General features: G+C 64.7%; 16 protein-coding genes. 6 read left to right on the top strand and 10 right to left on the bottom strand.

Going from position 1 to position 21,604, the window contains the following annotated elements; all coding sequences use genetic code 11:
- Positions 1-140 precede the first annotated feature (140 nt).
- The 7 genes from R2R70_RS15230 to doeA form a co-directional block, all read right to left on the bottom strand.
- The gene (locus R2R70_RS15230; RefSeq protein ID WP_410978441.1) at positions 141-4,979 is read right to left on the bottom strand and encodes an NAD-glutamate dehydrogenase; all 4,839 of its coding nucleotides are present in this window, start codon (positions 4,977-4,979) and stop codon (positions 141-143) included.
- Positions 4,980-5,336: 357 nt separating this feature from the next.
- Positions 5,337-6,467 (bottom strand): tRNA (uridine(54)-C5)-methyltransferase TrmA, encoded by a 1,131-nt coding sequence (gene trmA / locus R2R70_RS15225; RefSeq protein WP_248380820.1) that lies wholly within the window; start codon positions 6,465-6,467, stop codon positions 5,337-5,339.
- Between the two features lie 207 nt (positions 6,468-6,674).
- Complete coding sequence (murI, locus tag R2R70_RS15220) at positions 6,675-7,583, bottom strand: glutamate racemase (RefSeq protein WP_410978440.1); 909 nt, start codon at positions 7,581-7,583, stop codon at positions 6,675-6,677.
- Between the two features lie 73 nt (positions 7,584-7,656).
- A complete protein-coding gene (locus tag R2R70_RS15215) occupies positions 7,657-8,670 on the bottom strand; it encodes a LysR family transcriptional regulator (protein WP_410978439.1) in 1,014 nt (337 codons plus the stop codon).
- Positions 8,671-8,777: 107 nt separating this feature from the next.
- Positions 8,778-9,281, bottom strand: coding sequence for an Lrp/AsnC family transcriptional regulator (locus tag R2R70_RS15210; protein ID WP_410978438.1), 504 nt, complete (start codon positions 9,279-9,281; stop codon positions 8,778-8,780).
- Positions 9,278-10,363 carry a N(2)-acetyl-L-2,4-diaminobutanoate deacetylase DoeB gene (gene doeB / locus R2R70_RS15205; protein ID WP_410978437.1) on the bottom strand — a complete coding sequence of 362 codons (1,086 nt, stop codon included), beginning with the start codon at positions 10,361-10,363 and terminating at the stop codon, positions 9,278-9,280. Before doeB ends, R2R70_RS15210 begins: the two co-directional genes overlap by 4 nt.
- 45 nt (positions 10,364-10,408) lie before the next feature.
- Positions 10,409-11,719, bottom strand: a complete 1,311-nt coding sequence (doeA, locus tag R2R70_RS15200; protein ID WP_279839616.1) for an ectoine hydrolase DoeA — start codon at positions 11,717-11,719, stop codon at positions 10,409-10,411.
- 457 nt (positions 11,720-12,176) lie between these two features.
- Here doeA and R2R70_RS15195 point away from each other — a divergent pair, with 457 nt between their 5' ends.
- On the top strand, positions 12,177-13,181 hold the full coding sequence (locus R2R70_RS15195) for a 2-hydroxyacid dehydrogenase (RefSeq protein ID WP_410978436.1): 1,005 nt from the start codon (positions 12,177-12,179) through the stop codon (positions 13,179-13,181).
- 54 nt (positions 13,182-13,235) lie between these two features.
- On the opposite strand, the gene R2R70_RS15190 is transcribed toward R2R70_RS15195, so the two are convergent.
- Positions 13,236-13,691: an Lrp/AsnC family transcriptional regulator gene (locus R2R70_RS15190; RefSeq protein ID WP_043334316.1), complete on the bottom strand. Its 456-nt coding sequence runs from the start codon at positions 13,689-13,691 to the stop codon at positions 13,236-13,238.
- Positions 13,692-13,823: 132 nt separating this feature from the next.
- Between R2R70_RS15190 and R2R70_RS15185 the strand changes: the two genes are divergently transcribed.
- Positions 13,824-14,987 (top strand): PLP-dependent cysteine synthase family protein, encoded by a 1,164-nt coding sequence (locus R2R70_RS15185; RefSeq protein ID WP_410978435.1) that lies wholly within the window; start codon positions 13,824-13,826, stop codon positions 14,985-14,987.
- Positions 14,988-15,092: 105 nt separating this feature from the next.
- Here the strand turns inward: R2R70_RS15185 and R2R70_RS15180 are convergent, their stop codons facing one another.
- Entirely contained in the window at positions 15,093-15,653 is a 561-nt protein-coding gene (locus R2R70_RS15180) for a DJ-1/PfpI family protein (protein ID WP_410978434.1), read from the bottom strand.
- Positions 15,654-15,911: 258 nt separating this feature from the next.
- Between R2R70_RS15180 and R2R70_RS15175 the strand changes: the two genes are divergently transcribed.
- The 3 genes from R2R70_RS15175 to R2R70_RS15165 all read left to right on the top strand — a co-directional run bounded on the left by R2R70_RS15175 (position 15,912) and on the right by R2R70_RS15165 (position 19,011).
- The gene (locus R2R70_RS15175) at positions 15,912-16,775 is read left to right on the top strand and encodes a hypothetical protein (RefSeq protein WP_410978433.1); all 864 of its coding nucleotides are present in this window, start codon (positions 15,912-15,914) and stop codon (positions 16,773-16,775) included.
- 195 nt (positions 16,776-16,970) lie between these two features.
- Positions 16,971-17,897 carry a lysine exporter LysO family protein gene (locus tag R2R70_RS15170; RefSeq protein ID WP_410978432.1) on the top strand — a complete coding sequence of 309 codons (927 nt, stop codon included), beginning with the start codon at positions 16,971-16,973 and terminating at the stop codon, positions 17,895-17,897.
- Positions 17,898-17,973: 76 nt separating this feature from the next.
- Complete coding sequence (locus R2R70_RS15165) at positions 17,974-19,011, top strand: LacI family DNA-binding transcriptional regulator (RefSeq protein WP_107336079.1); 1,038 nt, start codon at positions 17,974-17,976, stop codon at positions 19,009-19,011.
- A 42-nt stretch (positions 19,012-19,053) separates the two neighbouring features.
- Here the strand turns inward: R2R70_RS15165 and R2R70_RS15160 are convergent, their stop codons facing one another.
- Positions 19,054-19,644 carry a gluconokinase gene (locus tag R2R70_RS15160; protein WP_410978431.1) on the bottom strand — a complete coding sequence of 197 codons (591 nt, stop codon included), beginning with the start codon at positions 19,642-19,644 and terminating at the stop codon, positions 19,054-19,056.
- 293 nt (positions 19,645-19,937) lie between these two features.
- Between R2R70_RS15160 and R2R70_RS15155 the strand changes: the two genes are divergently transcribed.
- The gene (locus R2R70_RS15155; protein ID WP_043334321.1) at positions 19,938-21,296 is read left to right on the top strand and encodes a gluconate:H+ symporter; all 1,359 of its coding nucleotides are present in this window, start codon (positions 19,938-19,940) and stop codon (positions 21,294-21,296) included.
- The last annotated feature ends 308 nt before the right edge of the window (positions 21,297-21,604 follow it).

Raw genomic sequence — 21,604 nt, 5'->3', positions numbered from 1 at the left:
CTTACCGCAGGCTTCAGCTATCACTTTTTTATTCATTCCTGACATGAAAAAGCCCTCACCAATGGTGAGGGCTTCTATCAGCGAGTCATCAGATGCTCGCCACTTGCGTCAGCCTCTTGCTGCCTCCGAGGCCGAAAGCATCAGGCTTCGCGCTTGGACTCGGCCAGATCGACCAGCTCGCGCAGGGCGACCGCGAACAGCGGGAAGCTCAGCTGAGCACCGCCTTTCATCTCGCCAAGCAGTGAGCACCAGCGGCTGACCAGATTCTCGTGGCTGGCCATCCAGCTGTCGACACGCTCATCGATCTCGCGCGGTGCATTGTCCTGCTTGAGCACGCTGACGGTCAGTGCCAGCTGCTGACGATCGAGATCGTCACGGAAGCTTTCACGTGCCTGCGCCTGCCAGCTGTCCTGCACCTCAAGGCCGTTGATCTTGTCACCGACCCACGGCAGCTCCAGACGATGGCCGATGCCGTAGAAGGCTTCTGCCACGCGATTGATCTTCTCGCCGGTCGCCTTGGCCGCCTCGATGATGCCAAGCCCTGCATAGAGGCTTGGGGTCGCGGCGATGGTGCTGGCCAGGGCCTCCGGCACGCCTGCCTCGACATAGCCGTCGCGACGCGCTTCCCAGTTCTCGCGGGCTTCGCCCTTGAGACGCTCACCGATGCTCTCGGAGAGCTGAGCCAGACGCGGTGCGAAGTGGCTGATGCATTCCTTGACGCCCATGGAGCTGCGCTGACGCAGGAACCAGCGAGTGGCGCGACGCATCAGGCGCATCAGGTCGCCCATCATGCGGTACTGCAGTTCTGCCGGCACCTGGTGATCGAGGGCCTCGATCTGGGTCCACAGCGCTTCCAGATTGAAGCTGTCACGCGCCACGATGTAGGCACGCGCGATTTCCGCCTTGTCGGCACCGGTGGTGTCTTCCAGGCGACGCACGAAGGCGATGCCCATGTGGTCGACCAGGTCATTGGCGATCTGGGTCGCGGCGATCTCACGCTTCAGACGGTGCTGGTACATCTCTTCCGGGAAGCGCTCCATCAGCACGCGCGGGAAGGCGCGCTCGAGGTGCTGCTGCACGTAGCTGTCATCCGGCACGTCAGAGGCGATCAAGCTGGTCTTGAGGTCACTCTTGGCGTAGGAGACCAGCACGGACAGTTCCGGCAGGGTCAGGGCTTCACCGGCGTTGGAACGCTCGATCAGCGCCTCATCGGACGGCAGGAACTCGAGTTCACGGTCCAGGGTACCGGCCGCTTCCAGCTCATTGATGAAGCGACGGAAGACGCCCATGCCTTCCTTGGACTGCTGCTCGGAGAGCGACAGTGCCTGAGTCTGGCGATAGTTGTCCTTGATCACCAGCTCGCCGACTTCGTCGGTCATCTCGGCCAGCTGCTGGTTGCGCTGCTTGTCGGTCAGGTCACCGCGGGCGACGATGTCGTCCAGCAGGATCTTGATGTTGACCTCGTGATCCGAGCAGTTCACGCCACCGGCATTGTCGATGAAGTCGGTGTTGACGCGCACGCCCTGCTGGGCCGCGGCTTCCATGCGGCCACGCTGGGTCAGACCCAGGTTGCCGCCTTCGCCCACCACCTTGCAGCGCAGCTCACGGCCGTCGATACGCAGGCCATCGTTGGCCTTGTCACCGACATCGGCGTGGGACTCGCTGGACGCCTTGACGTAGGTTCCGATACCGCCGTTCCAGATCAGGTCGACCTGCGCCTTGAGCATCGCGTTGATCAGCTCGTTGGGCGCCAGATGGTCGGCACTGATGTCGAAGACTTCCTTCATCTGCGGGCTGATGGCGATGGTCTTGGCATCACGCGAGAACAGACCGCCACCTTCACTGATCAGGCTCTTGTCATAATCATCCCAGCTGGAACGCGGCAGACGGAACAGACGCTCGCGCTCGGCGAAGCTCTTCGCGGTATCCGGGTTCGGATCGACGAAGATGTTGCGGTGGTTGAAGGCACCGACCAGGCGGATCTTCTCGGACAGCAGCATGCCGTTGCCGAAGACGTCACCGGCCATGTCACCGATACCCACCACGCTGAACTCGTCTTCCTGGATGTTGATGCCCATCTCGCGGAAGTGACGCTGCACGCTGACCCAGGCGCCCTTGGCGGTGATGCCCATGCCCTTGTGGTCGTAACCGTTGGCGCCACCGGAGGCGAAGGCATCGCCCAGCCAGAAGCCGTACTCGTTGGAGATGGCATTGGCGATGTCGGAGAAGGTCGCGGTGCCCTTGTCGGCCGCGACGACCATGTAGGGGTCGTCTTCGTCGTAACGCACGACGGCCGTCGGGGCCACCACGTCACCACCGGACAGGTTGTCGGTGATGTCGAGCAGTGCGCGGATGAAGATCTGGTAGCAGGCGATACCTTCCTTCTGGATCACGTCGCGGTCGGTGGTTTCCGGCATGCGCTTGCAGACGAAACCGCCCTTGGCGCCGACCGGCACGATGACCGCGTTCTTGACCTGCTGTGCCTTGACCAGACCCAACACCTCGGTGCGGAAATCTTCATGACGGTCGGACCAGCGCAGACCACCACGGGCGACCTTGCCGCCACGCAGGTGAACACCTTCGACGCGCGGCGAGTAGACGAAGATCTCGAACATCGGGCGCGGCTTCGGCACGTCAGGAATGCTGCGCGTGTCGAGCTTGAAGCTGATGTAGTCCTTGGCCTGGCCATCTTCTGCCGGCTGGAAGAAGTTGGTACGCAGCGTCGCCATCATCAGGTCGACGTAGCGACGCAGCAGGCGGTCGTCGTTCAGGCTGGAGACCTGGTCGAGCAGGCCATTGATGCGCTCGCGGCAGGCGTTGACGTCATCCTCGCCACCCTGACCCTGCGGGTCGAAGCGCAGGTTGAACAGCTGCACCAGCTCGCGGGTGATGTCCGGATGGCTGCCCAGCGCATTGGCGATGTAGGCCTGGGAGAGACCGAAGCGGATCTGCTTCAGGTAGCGCGCGTAGGCACGCAGCATCGCCACTTCACGCCAGTCCAGGCCAGAGCCGATGATCAGGCGGTTGAAGGCATCGGATTCGGCTTCGCCGGACCAGATCTTCTTGAAGGCTTCGATGAAGCTCTCGCGCACTTCGGAGAGCTCGACCGCACCCTTGCCGTGATGTTCGAGGTCGAAATCGTGCACCCAGCAGGAGGAATCGGTGCGGGTGATCTCGTAGGGACGCTCACCGATGACACGCAGACCGAGGTTTTCCAGCACCGGCAGCACGTCGGAAAGCGGAATCGGCTGATGCTTGTGGAACAGCTTCAGGTTGACGCCGGAGTTGTCGTCCTCGACCAGACGATAGGTGCTCAGGCCGACGGCCTGGCCTTCGTCCAGCGCACGCAGATGGCCCACGTCATAGACGGCGGTGCGCGGCGAGAAGTCGTCACGGTAGCTGCCCGGGAAGGCATCACGGTAGCGAGTCATCAGCTCGTTGGCCTGCTCTTCACCGAAGCCTTCGACCATGGCGGCGTGCAGCTCGTCACGCCAGCTGCGGGCCAGCTGAGCGATCTTGTTCTCCAGCGCGCGCATGTCGTACTGGCCCGGCTCATCGCCCTTGAAGCGCAGGATGAACTGGATACGCGTCAGCACGGACTCGGACAGATACGGCGTGAAGTCACCGAAGGTGGCGTTCAGCTCTTCACACAGCAGATTCTGGATGCGCACACGCAGGTCGGTGGAATAGACGTCGCGCGGCACGAACACCAGTACCGAGAAGAACTTGCCGAAGCGGTCTTCACGCACGATCAGACGCACGCGGCGACGCTCACGGATGTTGAGGATACTGGTGGCGGTACGGGTCAGCTCGTCCGTGGAGATCTGGAAGAGGTCATCGCGCGGATAGACTTCCAGAATCTGCAGCAGGTGCTTGCCGTTGTGGCCCTTCGGGTTGACGCCGGCGGCTTCCATGACGTCCTGCACCTTGCGACGCAGAATCGGCACGTTGCGCGGGCTCTGGTTGTACACCGTGGAGGTGTAGAGCCCCAGGAAGCGGCGCTCGCCGATCACGCGGCCTTCTTCATCGAAGCGCTCGACGGTGATGTAGTCCGGGTAGGCCGGACGGTGCACGCGGGCGTGGAAGGCGCTCTTGGCGAAGGACAGCAGCTCCGGAATCAGCACGTACTGATCGCTGTTGACGCTCTGCTGGTGACGGGACTGCTCGTGATAGCGCTCGAGGTCCAGCTTGAGCACGCCCAACTCGGAGCCTTCGACCTTGTTCAGCACGCGGGTGCCGTCTTCCTGCTCGTCGACGGTGTACTCGTCATAGCCCAGGAAGGTGAAGTGGTCGTTGCCCATCCACTGCATGAAGTCGCAGGCTTCCTGATGGTCAGCCTCGGAGACGGTCGGCGGACGGTTGTCACGCAGTTCCTGCAGCGCCTGGGCACCCTGGCTGCGCATGGCGTCGAAGTCGGCAACGGCAACGCGCACTTCGGCCAGCACTTCACGCAGGCTGGTCTCGAGGTCTTCCAGCGTCTCGGCGTCGTTGTGACGATCGACCTCGATGTAGATCAGCGACTCGCGGTGCTGCGGGGCGTTCTCGGCACGCGGTGCCGTCACGCGCTCCAGCTGGCCGGCATCATCACGTGCAACGGCCAGCACGGCGTTGTGGATGGCGTGAACGGTGATGCCACGACGGTTGAGCTCGATACGCACGGAATCGACCAGGAACGGCATGTCCGGGTGTAGCACTTCGATGATGGTGTGCGTCGACTGCCAACCATGCTTCTCGAAGTCCGGGTTGTAGGCACGCACCTTGGGAGCCTCGAGGCTCTGCAGGAAGTGCCATACGGCCAGGGTGGAACCGTAGAGGTCATCCAGCTTGCGCTCGGCCATGTCCTCGAAGGAGGCCGTTGCGTGATAGTCGCGCGCAAACGCCGCGATCACGTCCACCTTGTCCTTGGGAAGTCGCTTGTCCAGCTGCTCTTCGAGCTGCGCAAGAAATTCCTGCTTGCCGTCCGTCGCCACGTGTAGCATCAATCACCTCGACTGACCTGATGGATGTATCAGGGAAAATAGTCATAGAGAGTCTGCGCCGGCCAAAAAGGCGTTGCAGCACAGACTCATGCAGTGCATCACAGACTAGCGCAGTCTGCGCCTCTGCCCCATGCCTGTTCCATATTGGTCATGCAGCATTACATCTGTGCATCGGGTATTGACTTGGCGGTCCGCGCATGAAACGAAAGTCTAACTCGAGTGACTGTCATGTGCGCAAAAAAGCCCCGTCGTCCCCTACCTGACAGGTAGATGACGACGGGGCTCTGGTTTTTCAAACGATTGGCGCGATGCCTCGCTCATGCGGGCGCGACATCGGCTGTCGGTTTGAAGATGCGCTTATCTGCGAACCAGATAGACACCGCATTCGAGGTGGTCGGTATACGGGAACTGATCGAACAGCGCGAAGCGTTCGATACGGTGCGTGCGACACAGTACTTCAAGGTTGTCGATCAGCGTCTGCGGGTTGCAGGAGATATAGACGATGCGCTCGTAGCGCGCGGTCTGCTCGCAGCTGTCGGCATCGAGGCCGGCACGCGGCGGATCGACCAGCACGGTGCGGAAGTCGTGGTTGTCGAGGTCCATCTCCGCGACACGACGGCCCGCCTTCTCGCCCGCCAGCGCCAGCGAGAAGTCCTCGGCCGACATGCGCGCCACCTGGGCATTGTCGATGCTATTGGCCGCCAGGTTGACCTGCGCCGAGGCCACGGAAGTGCGCGAGATCTCGGTAGCCAGCACGCGGCGGAAGTTCTCGGCCAGCGCGATGGTGAAGTTGCCGTTGCCGCAGTAGAGTTCGACCAGATCGCCCTGCTCACGGCCTTCCGCCTGCGCCTTGTCAGGATGGGTCACGTCACGCGCCCAGCTGAGCATCGAGCGGCAGATCTCGGCATTGGGCTGGGTGAAGCTGTTCTCGACCTGCTGATAGACGTACTCGCGGCCATCGACCTCGAGACGCTCGAAGACGTGATCGCGCGTCAGCACGATATGCTGCTTGCGCGAACGCCCGATGATCATGATGTCGAGCTCTTCTTCCAGCGCGCGTGCCTCGGCTTCCCAGTCTTCGCCGAGCTTGCGATGGTAGATCAGCGTGACCAGTGCCTCGCCGCTCAGGGTAGTGAGGAACTCGCACTGGAACAGACGCTCGCGCAGCACCGGGCTTGCCTTGAGGCGCTCACGCAGCAGCGGCATCAACTCATTGATGCGCTGGCTGGCGACCGGGAAGTCGTCCATGCGCACGACCGTCTTCTTCTTGTTGCCCTCGTCGTCGAACTCGACCTCGAACATCGCGTAATAGAGGTCATCATCCTCGTGCCAGATACGGAACTCGCAACGCATGCGGTAATGGCTGGGCGGCGAGGGAAATACCTCGAGTTCCGGCGCATCGAAGGCAGCGAAACGTGCGCGGGTCTGCTCAGCCTTCTCGGCGAGCTGCTGTTCATACTGACTGGGATCGACGACGGCGATGGCCACACTGACTCCTGCCTGCGGGCATACCGCAGCACTGAAACGATGAGCAAAGGGACGCGGGGACGTCATGGTGAACCATGCCGATCACGTCCATTCAAAGGTTGGGCGCGCTAGCCTACCATCGGCAGCGCGAAGCTCAAGCGCCAAATGGCGGGCCAAGGCGGGAGCAGGCAGGTGCAAGGGGGCCGCGAGAGTCAACGCCCCTGCCCCTCAGTCGTCGAACGACAGCGCCTGCGGCGCGGCAAAACCCTGACTGGCCAGCGCCGTGGCCAGCCCCGGCTGCCGGGCATCCGTCGCCAGCGCCAGGTGCTCACGCGGTACTGGTTGAACCGCTTGAGCGGCTTGCTGTTCAGCCGCTTGCGCCGCAGTGCCAAGCGCCAGCACCTCCGCCACGCGGCGGGCGATTGCCGCGCCGGAATCCACCAACGCCACCCGAGACTCGCCCAGCACCTGCGAGATGTCGGCACCGAGCAGCGGGAAATGCGTGCAGCCGAGAATCACCACTTCCAGTGCTTCAACCGCCGCCAGATCAGCCAGACTGGCCGCCACCACCTCGGGGCGCGCCGGCTCACCGCGCAGACGCCGCTCGGCCTCCGCGACCAGCGGATCGGCCGCGACGCGAATCACGCGACAGTCGGCGGCGAAGTCACGGATCAGCTGCTCGGTGTAGGCGCGACGCACCGTGGCGGACGTCGCCAGCAACGCGAAGACCGGCGGCTCGCCCTCCTCACGACGTGCTGCGCTCTGGCGCGCATGTGCCAACGCCGCCGCCGGCTTGATGGCGGGCACGGTACCGATCACCGGAATCGACAGCGCTGCGCGCAGCGCCGTCAGCGCCAGAGTGCTGGCGGTATTGCAGGCGACCACCAACGCCCGTGCCCCGCTTGCCTCGACGGCCGCCACGCACACCTGAACGATGCGCGGTATCAACCAGTCATCCGGCTTGGTTCCATAAGGTAGCGCGGCGTTGTCACAGACATAGGCGAGCGACAGCTGCGGCCACTGGCGGCGAATCTCGGCGGCGACGGACAGCCCGCCGACGCCGGAATCGAAGACCAGTACCGGGGCGGAGGAACAGGAAGCGAAGGCAGGCGTGTCGCCTGGGCAGGCAGGGCTCATCGGCAGATACCGCTGGCGACAATCATCATGGAGACGGGTGACTCGAACAGACGGGACAAGGGCGCGGAGTCTATCACGGCCGCAGACCCGGCTTCACAGCCTCGAGCGGTGACAGATCACGCTGCCCGGCATCATTCACGGCCGTGGTGTCGCGGACGGCTGCCGATGACGTGGCGAGCACGTCGGGCATCATCGTATGGCCAATCCGGGCGAAGTGCTCACACAGCACCTCGATCAATGCCCGCAGGCGTGCCGGCTGCATGTCGCGCTCGGCATAGACCAGATGAATATCCACCGGCGCGCACCAGTAGTCGACAAGCAGCGGCACCAGGCGGCCATTGGTGACGTCATTGGCCACCAGGAAATCCGGCTTGCAGGTAATGCCGATGCCCTGGGCAGCGGCCTCGACCAGCCCGCGCCCGCTGTCGCAGCTGAAGGTCGGCGACAGGCGGATCTTGCGTGGCCGCCCGTCGACCATGAAGCTCCACACCGGCCCTTCGCGCTGCTGGGTGTAATTCAGGCAGCGGTGATGGGCGAGGTCTTCCGGCACCTCGGGCGTGCCATTCTCGGCCAGGTAACCGGGGCTGGCATAGACCCCGACCTGGGTACCCGCCAGCCGGCGCGCGATCAGACTGGAATCAGACAGCGCACCGGCGCGAATCACCAGTTCATAATCCTCGGCCATGAGATCGACATGGCGATCCTCCAGGCGCAGGTCGAGCTCGACATAGGGGTAGGTCTGGCGGAAATGCGCCAGGGCCGGCATCAGACACTGGATGCTGAAATCCATCGGCGCCGACATCTTCAAGCGCCCCCGAACCTCGCCCTGACGCTCGCCAAGACTGTCTTCCAGCGCCTGAAGGTCATTGAGCACACGACAGGCGCCCGCCAGGAAATGCTCGCCCTCGGCGGTCAGCTGCAGACTGCGCGTGGTGCGCATCAGCAGGCGAACGCCCAGCTCGGCTTCCAGGCGCGAGATCTGCTTGCTGACCATGCCGTTGGATAGCCCCAGCTGACGAGCACCGCCCGCGAAACTGCCCTCCTCTACCACGGCGCGAAACACCTGCATGGCAGTGAGTCTATCCATCGTGCGATCCCCTTTGCGATCAAGGAAAATGAGCCAGGAAAGTGAGACAAGAAAGTGAGCCTGAAAAGCGGGACGGCAAGATGACGACAAGTCCGCGCCCGGCGCGCCTATTTTACCTGCTTGGTGACGATGTAGGTGAAATAGCGATCGATGCCCAGCTCTGACACCAGCCAGTGATCGACCAGACGCTGATAGGCATCGATGCTGGCGGTCTCCAGCCGCAACAGGTAGTCCACCCCACCGCCGACGGCGACGCACTCGATCACCTCATCCGCCTCTCGCATGGCACGCTCGAAGCGCTGGAAGCTGCCGGCATCATGATGCTTGAGGTGGATCTCGACCCACACCGGCGTGCGCGGGGCAACCCCCTGGGAAGCGCCACCCTGCTGATCACTCAGGCGCTGCTGATTGATGATGGCGGCATAGCCCTCGATGATGCCTGCCTGCTCGAGGCGCTTGACGCGCTCCCAGCACGGGCTGACCGACAGGTTGATCTCCTCGGCCAGCCGCGACTTGGTGATGCGGCCATCGCGCTCGAGTATCGCCAGAATCTTGAGATCGAAGGCATCCAGTTTCGGCGCTGGCAGCGAGCGGGAGGGGCTCGCGCTCATGAGGCCTCTCGCGCCAGGTCGTCCACGACTTCCGCGATCACCGCCAGGGTGTCGCCCAGACTCACCTGGGCCGGGAAGCGCCGCGCCACCAGCACGCCATCACGGGCGGCGCGATATTCCACCGCCGCCTGACCGGCACGCCCCAGCGGATAGACCCGCGCCACGCACTGGCCCGCCGTGACCTGCTCGCCGAGTGCCACGCACAGCTCCAGCAGCCCTTCATGCTCACTCTGCACGTAACAGCTGGCATCCGGCATGTCGATCAGCAGCGGCGCGTTCGCCTGGCTGGCACGCTGGCGCTCGATGTCCTGCTCCAGATCCGCGCGACTGCGCTCGCGCAGCACACCACTGAAGGCGAGGAAGTTGTCGACGCCACGGTCGGCGATCGCCTGACGCTCCGGCGTGGTGGAACCGCCGCCGCCCAGCTCCGTGGTGACGAAGACCTTGCCCTGGCGCTCCACCGCGGTGTCGTAGAGTGCCTCGGCGTCCAGCTCGAACATCATCATCGCCGAGGGCGCCCCGAAGGCCAGCGCCCCGGCCAGGCTCTCGGCTTCCTGCAGGCGACACTGCTCGACGCCCAGCGACTCCTCGAGATAGTCGAGACGGTGCGAGGCCGCGAACGGCAGGATATCCAGGGTGCGGCCGCCGGAATGCAGGTCCAGCGCATAGTCGCACTGAGGCACCAGCACCCGGGTGAAGTAGTCGGCGATCTGCTCGGTCGGGCCGCCGGTGGGGCTGCCGGGGAAGCTGCGATTGAGGTTGCCGCCATCGAGAGGCGAACAACGCCGCCCGGCCTTGGCCGCCAACGCATTCATGGTCGGCACGATGATGACGCGGCCCTGCACATCCTCGGCAGTCAGACGTGCCGCCAGCTTGTAGAGCGCGGTGATGCCTTCGTACTCGTCGCCATGATTGCCGCCGGTCAGCAATACCGTCGGCCCCTCACCATTGGCGATCACGCTGATCGGGGTCATCACCGCGCCCCACGCCGACTCGTCAGTCGAGATCGGCAGCTTGAAGAAACCGTGCTGAACGCCATCAGCGAACAGATCGATGGTCAGACTGACGGGGGACTCTCGCATGACACCACTCCTTGTTATGGCGGGCTGCTGACACTTGTCGGCAGGCTATTTGACGAACAGCTGGCGCGGCACATCACACAGCGGCTCGGCACCGTTTTCCGTGATCAGGATCGACTCGGTGATCTCGAGCCCCCAGTCGTCCATCCACATGCCGGGCATGAAGTGGAAGGTCATGCCCGGTTCCAGCACGGTCTCGTCACTGGGGCGCAGACTCATGGTGCGCTCGCCCCAGTCCGGCGGATAGCTGATGCCGATGGGATAGCCGCAGCGTGCGCCGCCACGGTCGAAGCCGTACTTGTCCATCGCCGCGCCCAGCGCCAGCGCGATGTCACAGCAGCGATTGCCCGGCTTGGCGATGGCCAGACCACTCTCGATGCCTTCCAGCAAGGCGGACTCACCACGCACGAAATCGCGCGGCGGACGGCCGAGAAACACGGTACGCGACAGCGGCGCGTGATAGCGCTTGTAGCAGCCGGCCAGCTCGAAGAAGGTGCCCTCACCCTCACGAAACGGCGTGTCATCCCAGGTCAGGTGCGGCGCGGCGGCATCACTGCCGGTGGGCAGCAGCGGCACGATGGCCGGATAGTCGCCACCGAGAATCTCGCCCTCGGGGCCGATCACGCCCTCGACGCCGACCCGGTAAATCTCCGCGACCAGCGCACTCTTGGGCAGGCCCGGCTCGATCATCTCCAGAATGCGTGAATGCATGCGCTCGACGATGCGCCCGGCCACGCGCATGTAGGCGATTTCCTGCTCGGACTTGATCGCGCGACACCAGTTGACCAGCGAGTTGGCATCCACCAGCCGTGCGTGGGGCAGCTCCTTGACCAGCGACAGATGCGCCCGCGCCGAATAGTAATAGTTGTCGAGCTCGACCCCGACGACCCCATCGTGCCAGCCACGCTGCGGCAGGATGGACTGGGCGAGAAACTCCATCGGATGCATGTCCGGATTCTGTACGTAGTAATCCGGATACCACAGGATGTTGTCCTCACCCATCCAGCAGGTACGCAGCGCGCCGTTGCCGTCCTGACGACGCCCATACCAGACCGGCTCGCCGGAAAGCCCCAGCAGCACGCACTGGTGCACATAGAAGGACCAGCCGTCGTAGCCGGTCAGCCACGCCATGTTGGAGGGGTCGGAAATCACCATCACATCGATGCCGGCGCGCGCCATGGCCTCACGCACCCGCTGGATGCGCGCGCGATACTCGCCGATGGTGAAGGCCTGACGGCCAGCGGACAGCGCACGTGGCGTCCAGTCACTCTCGGTGGCCGGTGCCTCGCTGCTGGGCAAGGTGGCCAGGCCAGCGAAGGCTGGCTGGGGCGCACCAGTATGGGGCGGGAATTGACTCATGCAGCGCTCCTTTTCGATCAGGCCTTGAGGCAAGCAGCACGTTGGGGCGGAGCCAGTGGCCATACGCAGGGCCAGGCGGCGGGTGACCGACCTGCCAGCCACTCCGAGCTGACAATGCCTGCCTGCGCCGCGAGCGAACGATGCGCCCTGCGGGTCGGCAGGGTCGGCGTACATGCGTACATCCGAATTCCCCTCTGGATTCGAGTCTGTCACTCTGCCAACAACGGGTCAAAGGACGACTCTGGCACTGTCGCCCTTCGCTTGAGCCCTTGCAAGGCCTGCGCCATTGCCGCCCGCGAGCAGGCCATGCCCGCAAGACAATGGCGCAAGGCAATGGCGCATGGTGAGGCGACAACTCCAGGCCCTTTGCACAGAGCCACGAACAGAGCCTGCGAACAGGCCGGGACAGTGCAGCAATCCCGACCCGCCACCCAGCGTCCCTGAAGAGGAGAACAGCATGCGAATACTGGTACATCATGAACGCGCCGAACGTTGGTGCGATGCTCTGCGTCAGCGCTTGTGCGATACCGCCAGCACCAAGGGGTCGCGGCAAGGCGAGTCGTCGGAACCGTCATCCAAACAAGCGCCGCTGGAAATCGTTGCCGATGACGGCGAGATGCTGGGCGATGTGCTGGTGGTGTGGGCGCCGCCCGCGGCGCTGTTCGAGCGCCACCGTGATCATGACGTCAAGGCGATCCTCAATCTGGGCGCGGGCGTCGACAGCCTGCTCGCCAACCCGGCACTGCCTGACGATGTGCCGGTGCTCAAGCTGAGCGATGCTGGCATGGCCAGCCACATGCTGGATTACGTGCGCTACGGCCTGCTGCATTTTCGGCGTGACTTCGACCGCTACGCCAGACAGCAGGCGGACACCCAGTGGGCCCCGCACCGCGTGGTGCGCGCCCATCAATACCCGGTGGCGGTACTCGGGCTCGGCGCCATCGGCAGCCAGATCGCCGAATCACTGGCGGCAGACGGCTATCCGGTACATGGCTTCAGCCGCAGCGCCCACACGTTGCAGGGCGTGACCTGCCACCATGAGACCGGCGCAGGCGGCCGCTCGCTCAAGCAAGTGCTGGGTGACGACTCCCTCGGCCTCAAGGCGGTGATCAACCTGTTGCCCAATACGCCGGCGACGAGAGACGTGTTGAACGCCGAGGTCTTCCAGGCCCTGCCCGACGACGCCGTGCTGATCAATCCGGGGCGTGGCAGCAGCGTGGTCGAGGAGGATCTGGTCGCGGCGCTCGAGGAAGGCAAGCTCAGGGGCGCCCTGCTCGATGTCTTCCAGCACGAGCCACTGGCCGAGGACAGCCCGCTGTGGCACCAGCCGCGCGTGATCATCACGCCGCATGCCGCCGCGCCGACCCCGGTGGCCGAGGCAGCCGACCAGCTGGCAGACAACATTCGCCGCATTCAGCGGGGTGAGGTGCTGACCGGCATCAGCCGCGAGCACGGTTATTGAGCGCGCTGGCGCGCGGTGCTCAACCGGCGATCAGGCGTCACCGCCTGGCAGCCATCACAGCGGCAGCGCGGTGGTCGTCTTGATGCGCTCCATCGCGAAGCGGGCCGACACGTCGCTCAGCTCGTCGATGGTGTTGACCAGCCGCTTGTAGACGCGGTCGTAGGCATTCATGTCCTCGACCTGCACCTTGAGGAGATAGTCGTAGTCACCGGCCATGCGATAGAACTCGGTGACTTCCTCGATCTCCTCGACAATGGCCACGAAACGCTCGAACCATGCCCGCGAGTGATCGCGGGTCTTGAGCTGCACGAAGGCCGTCAGCCCCATGCCGATCAGCTCGGCATTCAGCAATGCCACCCGTGCGGTGATCACGCCACACTCTTCCAGGCGCTTGAGGCGCTTCCAGCAGGGAGACGTGGTCAGATGCACGGCTTCCGCCAGCGCCGCCAACGACAGGCTGGCATCGCGCTGCAGCAGCCGCAGCAGGGCGCGGTCCGTGGCATCGAGCACTATTTTCTCCATTACCCTCACCTCGCAATGAATTCTTGCCATGAAACATGGCTCACGCCATGACAACTGGCAAGTTTTGCTTGGCGGCTAGTCATACCATGAAAGCTCCTTCCTGCGACCGGAAATGCCGCCATGCCGACCACTGCCTTGCCCTCGACTGCGCCTTTCAGCACGCCCGCAGCACATCACGCCCCGCACGCGACTCAGCGCGAGCCATGGCGCCAACGCAGCCTCATGAAGCTTGCGGCCTTGAAGGCCGCCACCCCGGTAACCCCGCTGCTGGAACTCAGCCTGCGCGGACTGGGCGAGGCGCGCATCCTGATCAAGGACGAGCGAGCGCATGCCAGCGGCTCGCTCAAGCATCGCCTGGCGATGTCGCTGTTCGAGCAGGCCCTGCAAAAGGATTGGCTCACGCCCGGCGGCCCGGTGATCGAAGCCTCCTCGGGCTCCACGGCAGTCTCTGAAGCGTGGCTGGCACGCCGGCTGGGGCTAGAATTCATTGCCGTGGTGCCCAGGGGCACCGCCTTTTACAAGCAGCAAGCGATTCGTGGCGAGGGTGGGCGCGTGGTGGAAATCGAGGACTCCGCTCGGCTCTGTCAGCATGCGCAGGCGCTTGCCGACGACAGCGGCGGCCACTTCATCAACCAATTCCGCCATGCCGCCACGGCCGGCGACTGGGCAAGCGATACGAGCCTGCCTGGGGAGTGCCTGGCACAGATCGCCGCACGTGAGCTGCCCGAGCTGCAGGCGGTATTTCTCGGCGCCGGCACCGGCGGCAGCGCCGCCAGCTTCGCGCGTCATCTGCGTCACAAGCGCCATCTGCATCAGGAGGGGCATCGCGCCCGCGTGATCGGCGTGGACCCCGAGCACTCCGTCTATCACGCCTGCTGGCAGCACCATCGTGCCCACGGCACCCGTACGACCCGCCTGCCCGCCCCGCAGGCGTCCAATCCCATCGAAGGCATCGGGCGCCCCTGCGTACTGGAGGCATTCAACCCCGCCCATTTCGATGACTACCGACGCATTGCGGATGCGCGCAGTCAGGCGGCCGCGCTGTGGCTGGCCGAGAATGCCGGGCTTGAGGTCGGCCCCTCCACCGGCACCGCCTTCGCGGGGCTGCTCGAGAGTCTGGCGCTCAGGCGCGCTCGCGGTGAGTCGCTGGCCGGCAGCTGGTTGCTGCTGGCCTGTGATCACGCCGAGCGTTATGCCACCACGCTGGGCGATCCCGCATGGCGAGCCGCACAGCAATCGCGACTCGCCCCGCAGCGGGCCTGGATCGAAGCGCTGACCGCCTGAAACGACGCCTGTTTTACGTCCCCCCGCCTGAAACGACGACACCCCGCCGAGTGGCAGGGTGTCGTAAGGCAGATCCGATGCGATGGCGTGGCTAGCGGGGGTGCATCACACCAGCAGCGCCTGGAACTGACGCAGCCATTCCGGATGCGCCGGCCAGGCCGGTGCGGTCACCAGCTTGCCGGAGGTCACGGCGTCGGTCACTTCCAGCGACACGAACTCACCGCCCGCCAGCTTCACCTCAGGCGCACACGCCGGATAGGCGCTGACGCGATGGCCTTCCAGCGACATGGCGGCCGCCAGCAGCTGCGGGCCATGACAGACGGCGGCGATGGGCTTGTCGGCCTCGACGAAGTGACGCACCATCGCCAGCACACGCTCATCCAGACGCAGATACTCGGGGGCGCGGCCACCGGGGATCAGCAGCGCGTCGTAACTCTCGACGGCGATCTCGGCGAAGCTGGCGTTGAGCGCGAAGTTGTGGCCCGGCTTCTCGGTGTAGGTCTGATCACCCTCGAAGTCATGGATGGCGGTCTTGACGATATCGCCTTCCGACTTGTCCGGGCAGACGACATCCACGCGATGCCCCATCGCCTGCAGCGCCTGGAACGGCACCATCAGCTCATAATCTTCTACAAAATCCCCGGCAATGATGACAATGCTGGCCATGATGATCTCCTGATTGGACCCAACGTCTAGGTACGCGCCGCGCGCGGCGGGAAGGACAAGGCAGTTACAGAGTACCTATCCATTGCACATGAGCAAGCGCTGAAATATCGTCGTGGCCGCCTGACGGGCGTTGGCTTGATTGTGGATCACCTCAACATCATTACATCATCACGTGCAGTCGCCCTGCCCCGTCGCTGCCTGACCGCTCGACACCCCCATTCACAGGCCACGGCTCCAGTGCCGGTCTCGGGAGTCATCATGACCCTGCCATCTTCCGCCTTGTATCACTTCTCTCAAGCCCCCACGCAGCGCGGCGCTTGCACCGCCACACGCGCTGATCGGCCATCGGTATGGCAGCGCCTGTGCCGCGCAGGCCTGGGGGCGCTCCTGCTGTTGGCGGGCAGTGCCCAGGCGGCCAGCGATGAGGCCGCTGTCAGCCCTGACGCGCCCCTGGCGCCTGTCGCCAGCATCGCGCCGGTGCCCTTCACCGCCCACTACACCCTGGTGCTGGATGGCTGGCCGGACGTGCCCATCACCCAACGCGTCAGCCAGAGTGGCGAGCTGTATATCGCCAGCATGGAGGCCTCCATCAAGGTCGCCAGTGGCTATGAGCAGGGCCGATTCACGCTTGCGGAGGGTCGTCTGCTGCCCGAGGGCTATCGCTCCGGCTATCGGCTGGCCGGCATCGGCAAGGACTACAACCGGGAAGCGCCGGAGGCAGGCGACACCCGTCTGCCTGACCGTCAGAGCCTGCTGGTGTTGCTGAGCCAGCAGGTCGACAGCCAATGGAGCGAGCAGGCCTGTCTGGCCGCGACGCCCTGCTCACTGGATTATCTCGACCACAAGGGCCGCCAGCGCACCTTGATGTACAAGATCCAGGGCCAGGAAACGCGCCAGGCGGCACAGCGTACCTTCCGCACCTTGCGCATCGAGGCGTGGCGCAAGCATCGCGAGCACAAGCACTACCGTATCTGGCTGGCGCCGCGCTGGCCGGGCCTGATGGTCGGCCTCGATTACCTCGACTACGAGGACGTCATGGACAAGGATGGCAACCGCAACGGCGAGGTGCCGCCGCGCTCGGCCCACCTGACCCTGAACCAGCTGAGCAGCGCCCGCCAGTGATGACAGCTCCCGCCTCTAGCGCGGCTGATCATAAGCCCCGCTGATACGCCATCAGCAAGTCTCTCGCGCAATGATGATGGCGGGGTTATCCAGACTCCACGCCAACCGATATAGTAAGGCCCTTCGGCGGTATTCACCGCCAATCAATCACTTGCGCCGCCCCTGCTGTCCGGGTGGCAACGCCAAGGAAGGGTCATGCTGTCGGGTCTCATCTTCATTCTGCTGCCGCTGATACTCGGCTATCTGGTACGTCTCACCGATCCTGGCCGCCTGGCGGTGGTCAATCGGCTGGTCAATGCCTCCATCTATCTCATCCTGTTCCTGATGGGCATGGGGCTGGCGGCGCTGGAGCAGTTGAGTGTCGGCATGGCCGCCATGAGCGGTCAGGCGTTGACGCTGTTCGCCATCATCACGCCGCTGAATCTGCTGGCGCTGTGGTGGCTGTCGCGCCGCAGCCCGCTACGCGCCAATCCCACCCAGGCGGTGGATGGCGCGCCGATGACCCGCTGGCAGGCGCTGTCCGGCTCGCTGACCCTTGCCGCCGTGGTCGCGCTTGGCGTCGGCGCCGGCGTGCTGCTCAAGACCTTCGGCACCCAGCTTGATACCGACACCCTCGCCGAATGGGCGCTCTATGTGCTGCTGGCGCTGATCGGCTGCCAGCTCAGAAGCTCCGGCATGAGCCTGCGCCAGATCCTGCTCAATCGGCATGGCCTGGTCATCGCGCTGACGGTGATGGCCAGTTCGCTGCTCGGCGGGCTGCTGGCGGCACCTCTGCTGGCGCTGGAGTGGAATCAGGGCATGGCGATCTCGGCCGGCTTCGGCTGGTACTCGCTGTCGGGGATCCTGATCGGTGATCAGCTCGGGCCGATTCTCGGCGGCGCCGCGTTCTTCAATGACCTGGCGCGCGAGCTGCTGGCCTTCGTGCTGATCCCCCTGACCATCCAGCGCTACACGCCGCTGGCCATCGGCATCGGCGGGGCCACTTCGATGGACTTCACGCTACCGGTGATCCAGCAGACCGGCGGCGTGGCCTGCGTCCCGGTCGCCGTCGTCTCGGGCTTCCTGCTGTCGCTGGCAGCGCCGCCGATGATCCTGTTCCTGCTCTCGCTGAGTCACGTCTGATCCACCGGGCAAGGCTTGCTCCCGGGCTGCCTTAACAGGGACACTCTTGTCCTCCTTCGCAGCCGCTTGAATGTCCATGCCCTCTCAGCCACACAAAGCTTCCCGCCTCAAGCGCGTCACCCTGGCCGATATCGCCGCCCGACTGGGCGTCACCAAGGTCACGGTGTCGCGCGCGCTCAATCAGCCCGAGAAGGTCTCCGCCGCGATGCGCGAGCGGGTAACCGAATGCGCCCGCGAGCTGGGCTACATGCCCAATCGCCAGGCCGGCAGCCTCGCCAGCGGTCACTCGCGGCTGATCGCGCTGCTGATTCCTTCGCTCTCCAACGCCGTGTTCTCGGAGCTGCATCGTGGCCTGGAAGCCCCACTGGCCGCCGCGGGCTATCAGCTGCTGATCGGCCATACCGGCTATTCGATGCAGGAAGAGGAGCGCCTGATCGAGACCTGGCTCTCCTTCGGCATCGACGGGCTGGTGCTGTGCGGCAGTCGCCATAGCCCTCGTACCCGCGAGATGATCGCGCGTTCGGGCTGTGCGGTGGTGGAGTGCATGGAGAAGCGCGAGACGCCGCTCGACATGGCGGTAGGACTGGACCAGCACGCCGCTGGCCGCGCGATGACCGAGGCCATGATCGCGCTGGGGCATCGCCATATCGGTTTTCTCGGTGCGCGCATGGACCGCCGCGTCGAACAGCGCCTGGGTGGCTGGCGTGCGGCGATGGAGGCCGCCGGCCTGTCGCAGCAGGCGCTGTTGACCACCGATGCCCCCTCCAGCGTGCGCATGGGCGGCGAGCTGCTCGACGAGATGCTGACCCGCTGGCCCGAGACCCAGGCCGTGTTCTGCTGCAATGACGACCTGGCGGCCGGCGGGCTGTTCGAGTGTCAGCGCCGCGGCCTGTCGGTGCCCGACCAGCTGGCGCTGGCCGGCTTCAACGGCCTGGAGATGACCCGCGGCACCTGGCCGCCGCTGGCCAGCGTGGTCACGCCACGCCGCGAGATCGGCGAGCGCGCCGCCGCCCTGCTGCTGGCGCGCTTGAGCGGCGATCTCGACGCCACGCCCCACGGCCTGTGGGAAGACCTGGGCTTCAGCCTGCAGACTGGCGGTAGCCTGTCCTCGTAATAAGTGGCGGCAGCCTGGCGCCGTGAGACGTCTGGCGAGCGACTAGCGCTCTGGCGCGTCGAGGATCTGCTGACAGACACTCTCGACCAGCGCCTGCGGTGTGGCGCTGATGTCGAGGGTGTGGATGCGCCCTTCATCGTCGCCGGGCACCTCGAGCGTCGCCAGCTGGTTGTCGAGCATGTCAGCGCCCTTGAAGAAATGATCGGTTCGCGCCTCGAGGCGCTCCAGCAGCAGCTCGCGCGAGCCTTCGAGGAACACGAAGCCCAGCGCGGGGTCCCCGCCACGCAGTTGATCCCGATAACGTCGCTTCAAGGACGAACAGGCCAGTACCAGACTGCGCCCGTCGCGACGCGCCGCCTCGATCAGCTCGGCCAGACGGGCCAGCCAGCCGTGGCGATCATCGTCATCCAGCGGGATGCCGCGCGCCATCTTGGCCACGTTGGCCTCACCGTGATAATCGTCGCCATCGATGAACTGCGCGCCCAGGCACGCCGCCAGCTGCTGCCCGACGTGCGACTTGCCACAGCCCGACACCCCCATGGCCACCAGACGCACGCCACCCTGAGCGGCCAGAGCCTCTGACCTGGTCGGCATCGACGCGACCGCTGATGCTCCTTCTGCCTGCTGCTGCATGAAAACCCTCTCCCCCTGAATGAAAACGATGGCCCACCAGCGTACCCGATGTTGCCGATCAATCCCTTGTCCGGCGCCTCGGGACGGCAGTCGCGCACTGAGCGACTGCCAATTGACGGGCAGTCAGCTGCCAGACGCGACAGACTTTTGTCCCTCATGCACCTTTCGGATCATTGCGTAAGCGTTAATGTTACCGGTAACTTTCATCCTGCACGACCCACGACGCCTCACACAATACGCCTTTGGGCAATGGCCGATGATCACGCCGTTGCCAGCCGCAAGAGTTCGCCATCATGTCCCCAGATAGCACCCTCGTCCTTGCCGCCCTCGGTGGCATTCTGCTGCTGCTTTACCTCGTCATGCGCCTGCGCCTGCATGCCTTCGTTGCCCTGCTGGTGGTGAGTCTGGGGGTCGGACTGGCCACCGGCATGCAGCCCGACGCCATCATCGACTCCGTCACCAACGGCATGGGCAACACCCTGGGCTTCGTTGCCACCGTGGTCGGTCTCGGCGCGATGTTCGGCAAGATGCTGGAAGTGTCCGGCGGTGTCGATCGCATGGCCAACACCCTGCTGGGGCGCTTCGGCACCTCACGCTCGCAATGGGCGCTGGCGCTGACCGGCTTTCTGGTCGCGATTCCGGTGTTCCTGGATGTCGCCTTCATCATCCTGGTGCCGCTGGTCTATGCGCTGGCACGCCGCAGCGGCCGCTCGCTGCTCTATTACGGCATCCCGCTGCTCGCCGGTCTTGCCGTGACCCACTCCTTCATTCCGCCGACCCCGGGGCCGATCGCGGTCGCCAAGCTGATCGGTGCCGATCTCGGCTACGTCATCCTGTTCGGCGCGCTGTGCGGCCTGCCGGCGATGATCGTCGCGGGGCCGATCTTCGGTCGCTTCATCGCGGCGCGCATCGACGCCAGGATCCCGGATTACATGGAAAATACCGGCAGCGTGATGAGCGATGAAGAGGTCAATCAGCGCGCCCCGGGCTTCGGTCTGATCCTGTCCATCGTGCTGCTGCCGCTGGCGCTGATCGTGCTCAACACCGTCTCGGGCTTCCTGTTCGGTGACGACAGCCCGCTGGTCGGCTGGCTGGGCTTCCTCGGCCACCCGTTCGTGGCGCTGAGTCTGGCCACCCTGATGGCCTTCACCCTGCTGGGTACACGCCGTGGCATGACACGCGAACAGGTGATGGAAGTCGCCACCAAGGCACTCGAACCCGCCGGCATCATCATCCTGGTCACCGGCGCGGGTGGCGTCTTCAAGCAGATGCTGATCGATTCCGGGGTCGGTGACGTGCTCGGCAACCTGATGGCCGACAGCAACCTGCCGCCGATCCTGCTTGCCTTCCTGATCGCCACCGCCGTGCGTGTCATCCAGGGCTCGGCCACTGTCGCGATGATCACCGCCGCCGGCCTGATGGCCCCGGTGATCGATACGCTGGCGCTGTCAGGCCCGGTGCTGGGGCTGGTGGTGATCGCCATCGCCAGTGGCGCCACCGTACTGAGTCACGTCAATGACTCCGGCTTCTGGCTGGTCAGCCGCTACTTCGGCCTCACCGAGAAGGAAACACTGAAGAGCTGGACGGTGATGGAGACCCTGATCGGCGTGATCGGCGTCTGCATGGCGCTGCTGATCGGCCTGTTCATCTAGTTTATCCCGTTCATCCAGTTCAACTATTTCAACTACTGAAATCTGGCCTGCCCGCGCGGTTCAGCCAGGCTGATAGAGCGGTTCATCCCGTCAGCAGGCGCCGCCCGCCAGGCGCACTCGTGAAAAGCTGCCACTTCGTGTGGCAGCTTTTTTCGTGGGGCGCCAATCACGCAATGGCAGATTGCGTCTGTTGCACGCTATTTCCCATTTTGGCATTGCGCCTGAATGGCATCATGCGATCATCCACCCATTCGTCTGCCTTTCATGGCCATGATCCACCGCCCGCTCTGACCGACGCCAAAGCGACT

It is taken from the genome of Cobetia sp. SIMBA_158 (assembly GCF_046566945.1).
Classification (GTDB): Bacteria; Pseudomonadota; Gammaproteobacteria; order Pseudomonadales; family Halomonadaceae; genus Cobetia; species Cobetia amphilecti.
Note: the sequence above shows the minus strand (reverse complement) of the source record. Positions and strands in the feature narration are given on the sequence as shown.

What these genes read in the sequence shown, in the direction of transcription:
- R2R70_RS15170 (WP_410978432.1), top strand. Translation starts at nt 16,971, where the DNA reads ATGCTGTCGGGTCTCATCTTCATTCTGCTGCCGCTGATACTCGGCTAT.
- R2R70_RS15155 (WP_043334321.1), top strand. Translation starts at nt 19,938, where the DNA reads ATGTCCCCAGATAGCACCCTCGTCCTTGCCGCCCTCGGTGGCATTCTG.
- R2R70_RS15215 (WP_410978439.1), bottom strand. Translation starts at nt 8,670, where the DNA reads ATGGATAGACTCACTGCCATGCAGGTGTTTCGCGCCGTGGTAGAGGAG.
- R2R70_RS15230 (WP_410978441.1), bottom strand. Translation starts at nt 4,979, where the DNA reads ATGCTACACGTGGCGACGGACGGCAAGCAGGAATTTCTTGCGCAGCTC.
- murI (WP_410978440.1), bottom strand. Translation starts at nt 7,583, where the DNA reads ATGAGCCCTGCCTGCCCAGGCGACACGCCTGCCTTCGCTTCCTGTTCC.
- doeA (WP_279839616.1), bottom strand. Translation starts at nt 11,719, where the DNA reads ATGAGTCAATTCCCGCCCCATACTGGTGCGCCCCAGCCAGCCTTCGCT.
- doeB (WP_410978437.1), bottom strand. Translation starts at nt 10,363, where the DNA reads ATGCGAGAGTCCCCCGTCAGTCTGACCATCGATCTGTTCGCTGATGGC.
- R2R70_RS15185 (WP_410978435.1), top strand. Translation starts at nt 13,824, where the DNA reads ATGCCGACCACTGCCTTGCCCTCGACTGCGCCTTTCAGCACGCCCGCA.
- R2R70_RS15175 (WP_410978433.1), top strand. Translation starts at nt 15,912, where the DNA reads ATGACCCTGCCATCTTCCGCCTTGTATCACTTCTCTCAAGCCCCCACG.
- R2R70_RS15180 (WP_410978434.1), bottom strand. Translation starts at nt 15,653, where the DNA reads ATGGCCAGCATTGTCATCATTGCCGGGGATTTTGTAGAAGATTATGAG.
- R2R70_RS15165 (WP_107336079.1), top strand. Translation starts at nt 17,974, where the DNA reads ATGCCCTCTCAGCCACACAAAGCTTCCCGCCTCAAGCGCGTCACCCTG.
- R2R70_RS15160 (WP_410978431.1), bottom strand. Translation starts at nt 19,644, where the DNA reads ATGCAGCAGCAGGCAGAAGGAGCATCAGCGGTCGCGTCGATGCCGACC.
- R2R70_RS15195 (WP_410978436.1), top strand. Translation starts at nt 12,177, where the DNA reads ATGCGAATACTGGTACATCATGAACGCGCCGAACGTTGGTGCGATGCT.
- R2R70_RS15210 (WP_410978438.1), bottom strand. Translation starts at nt 9,281, where the DNA reads ATGAGCGCGAGCCCCTCCCGCTCGCTGCCAGCGCCGAAACTGGATGCC.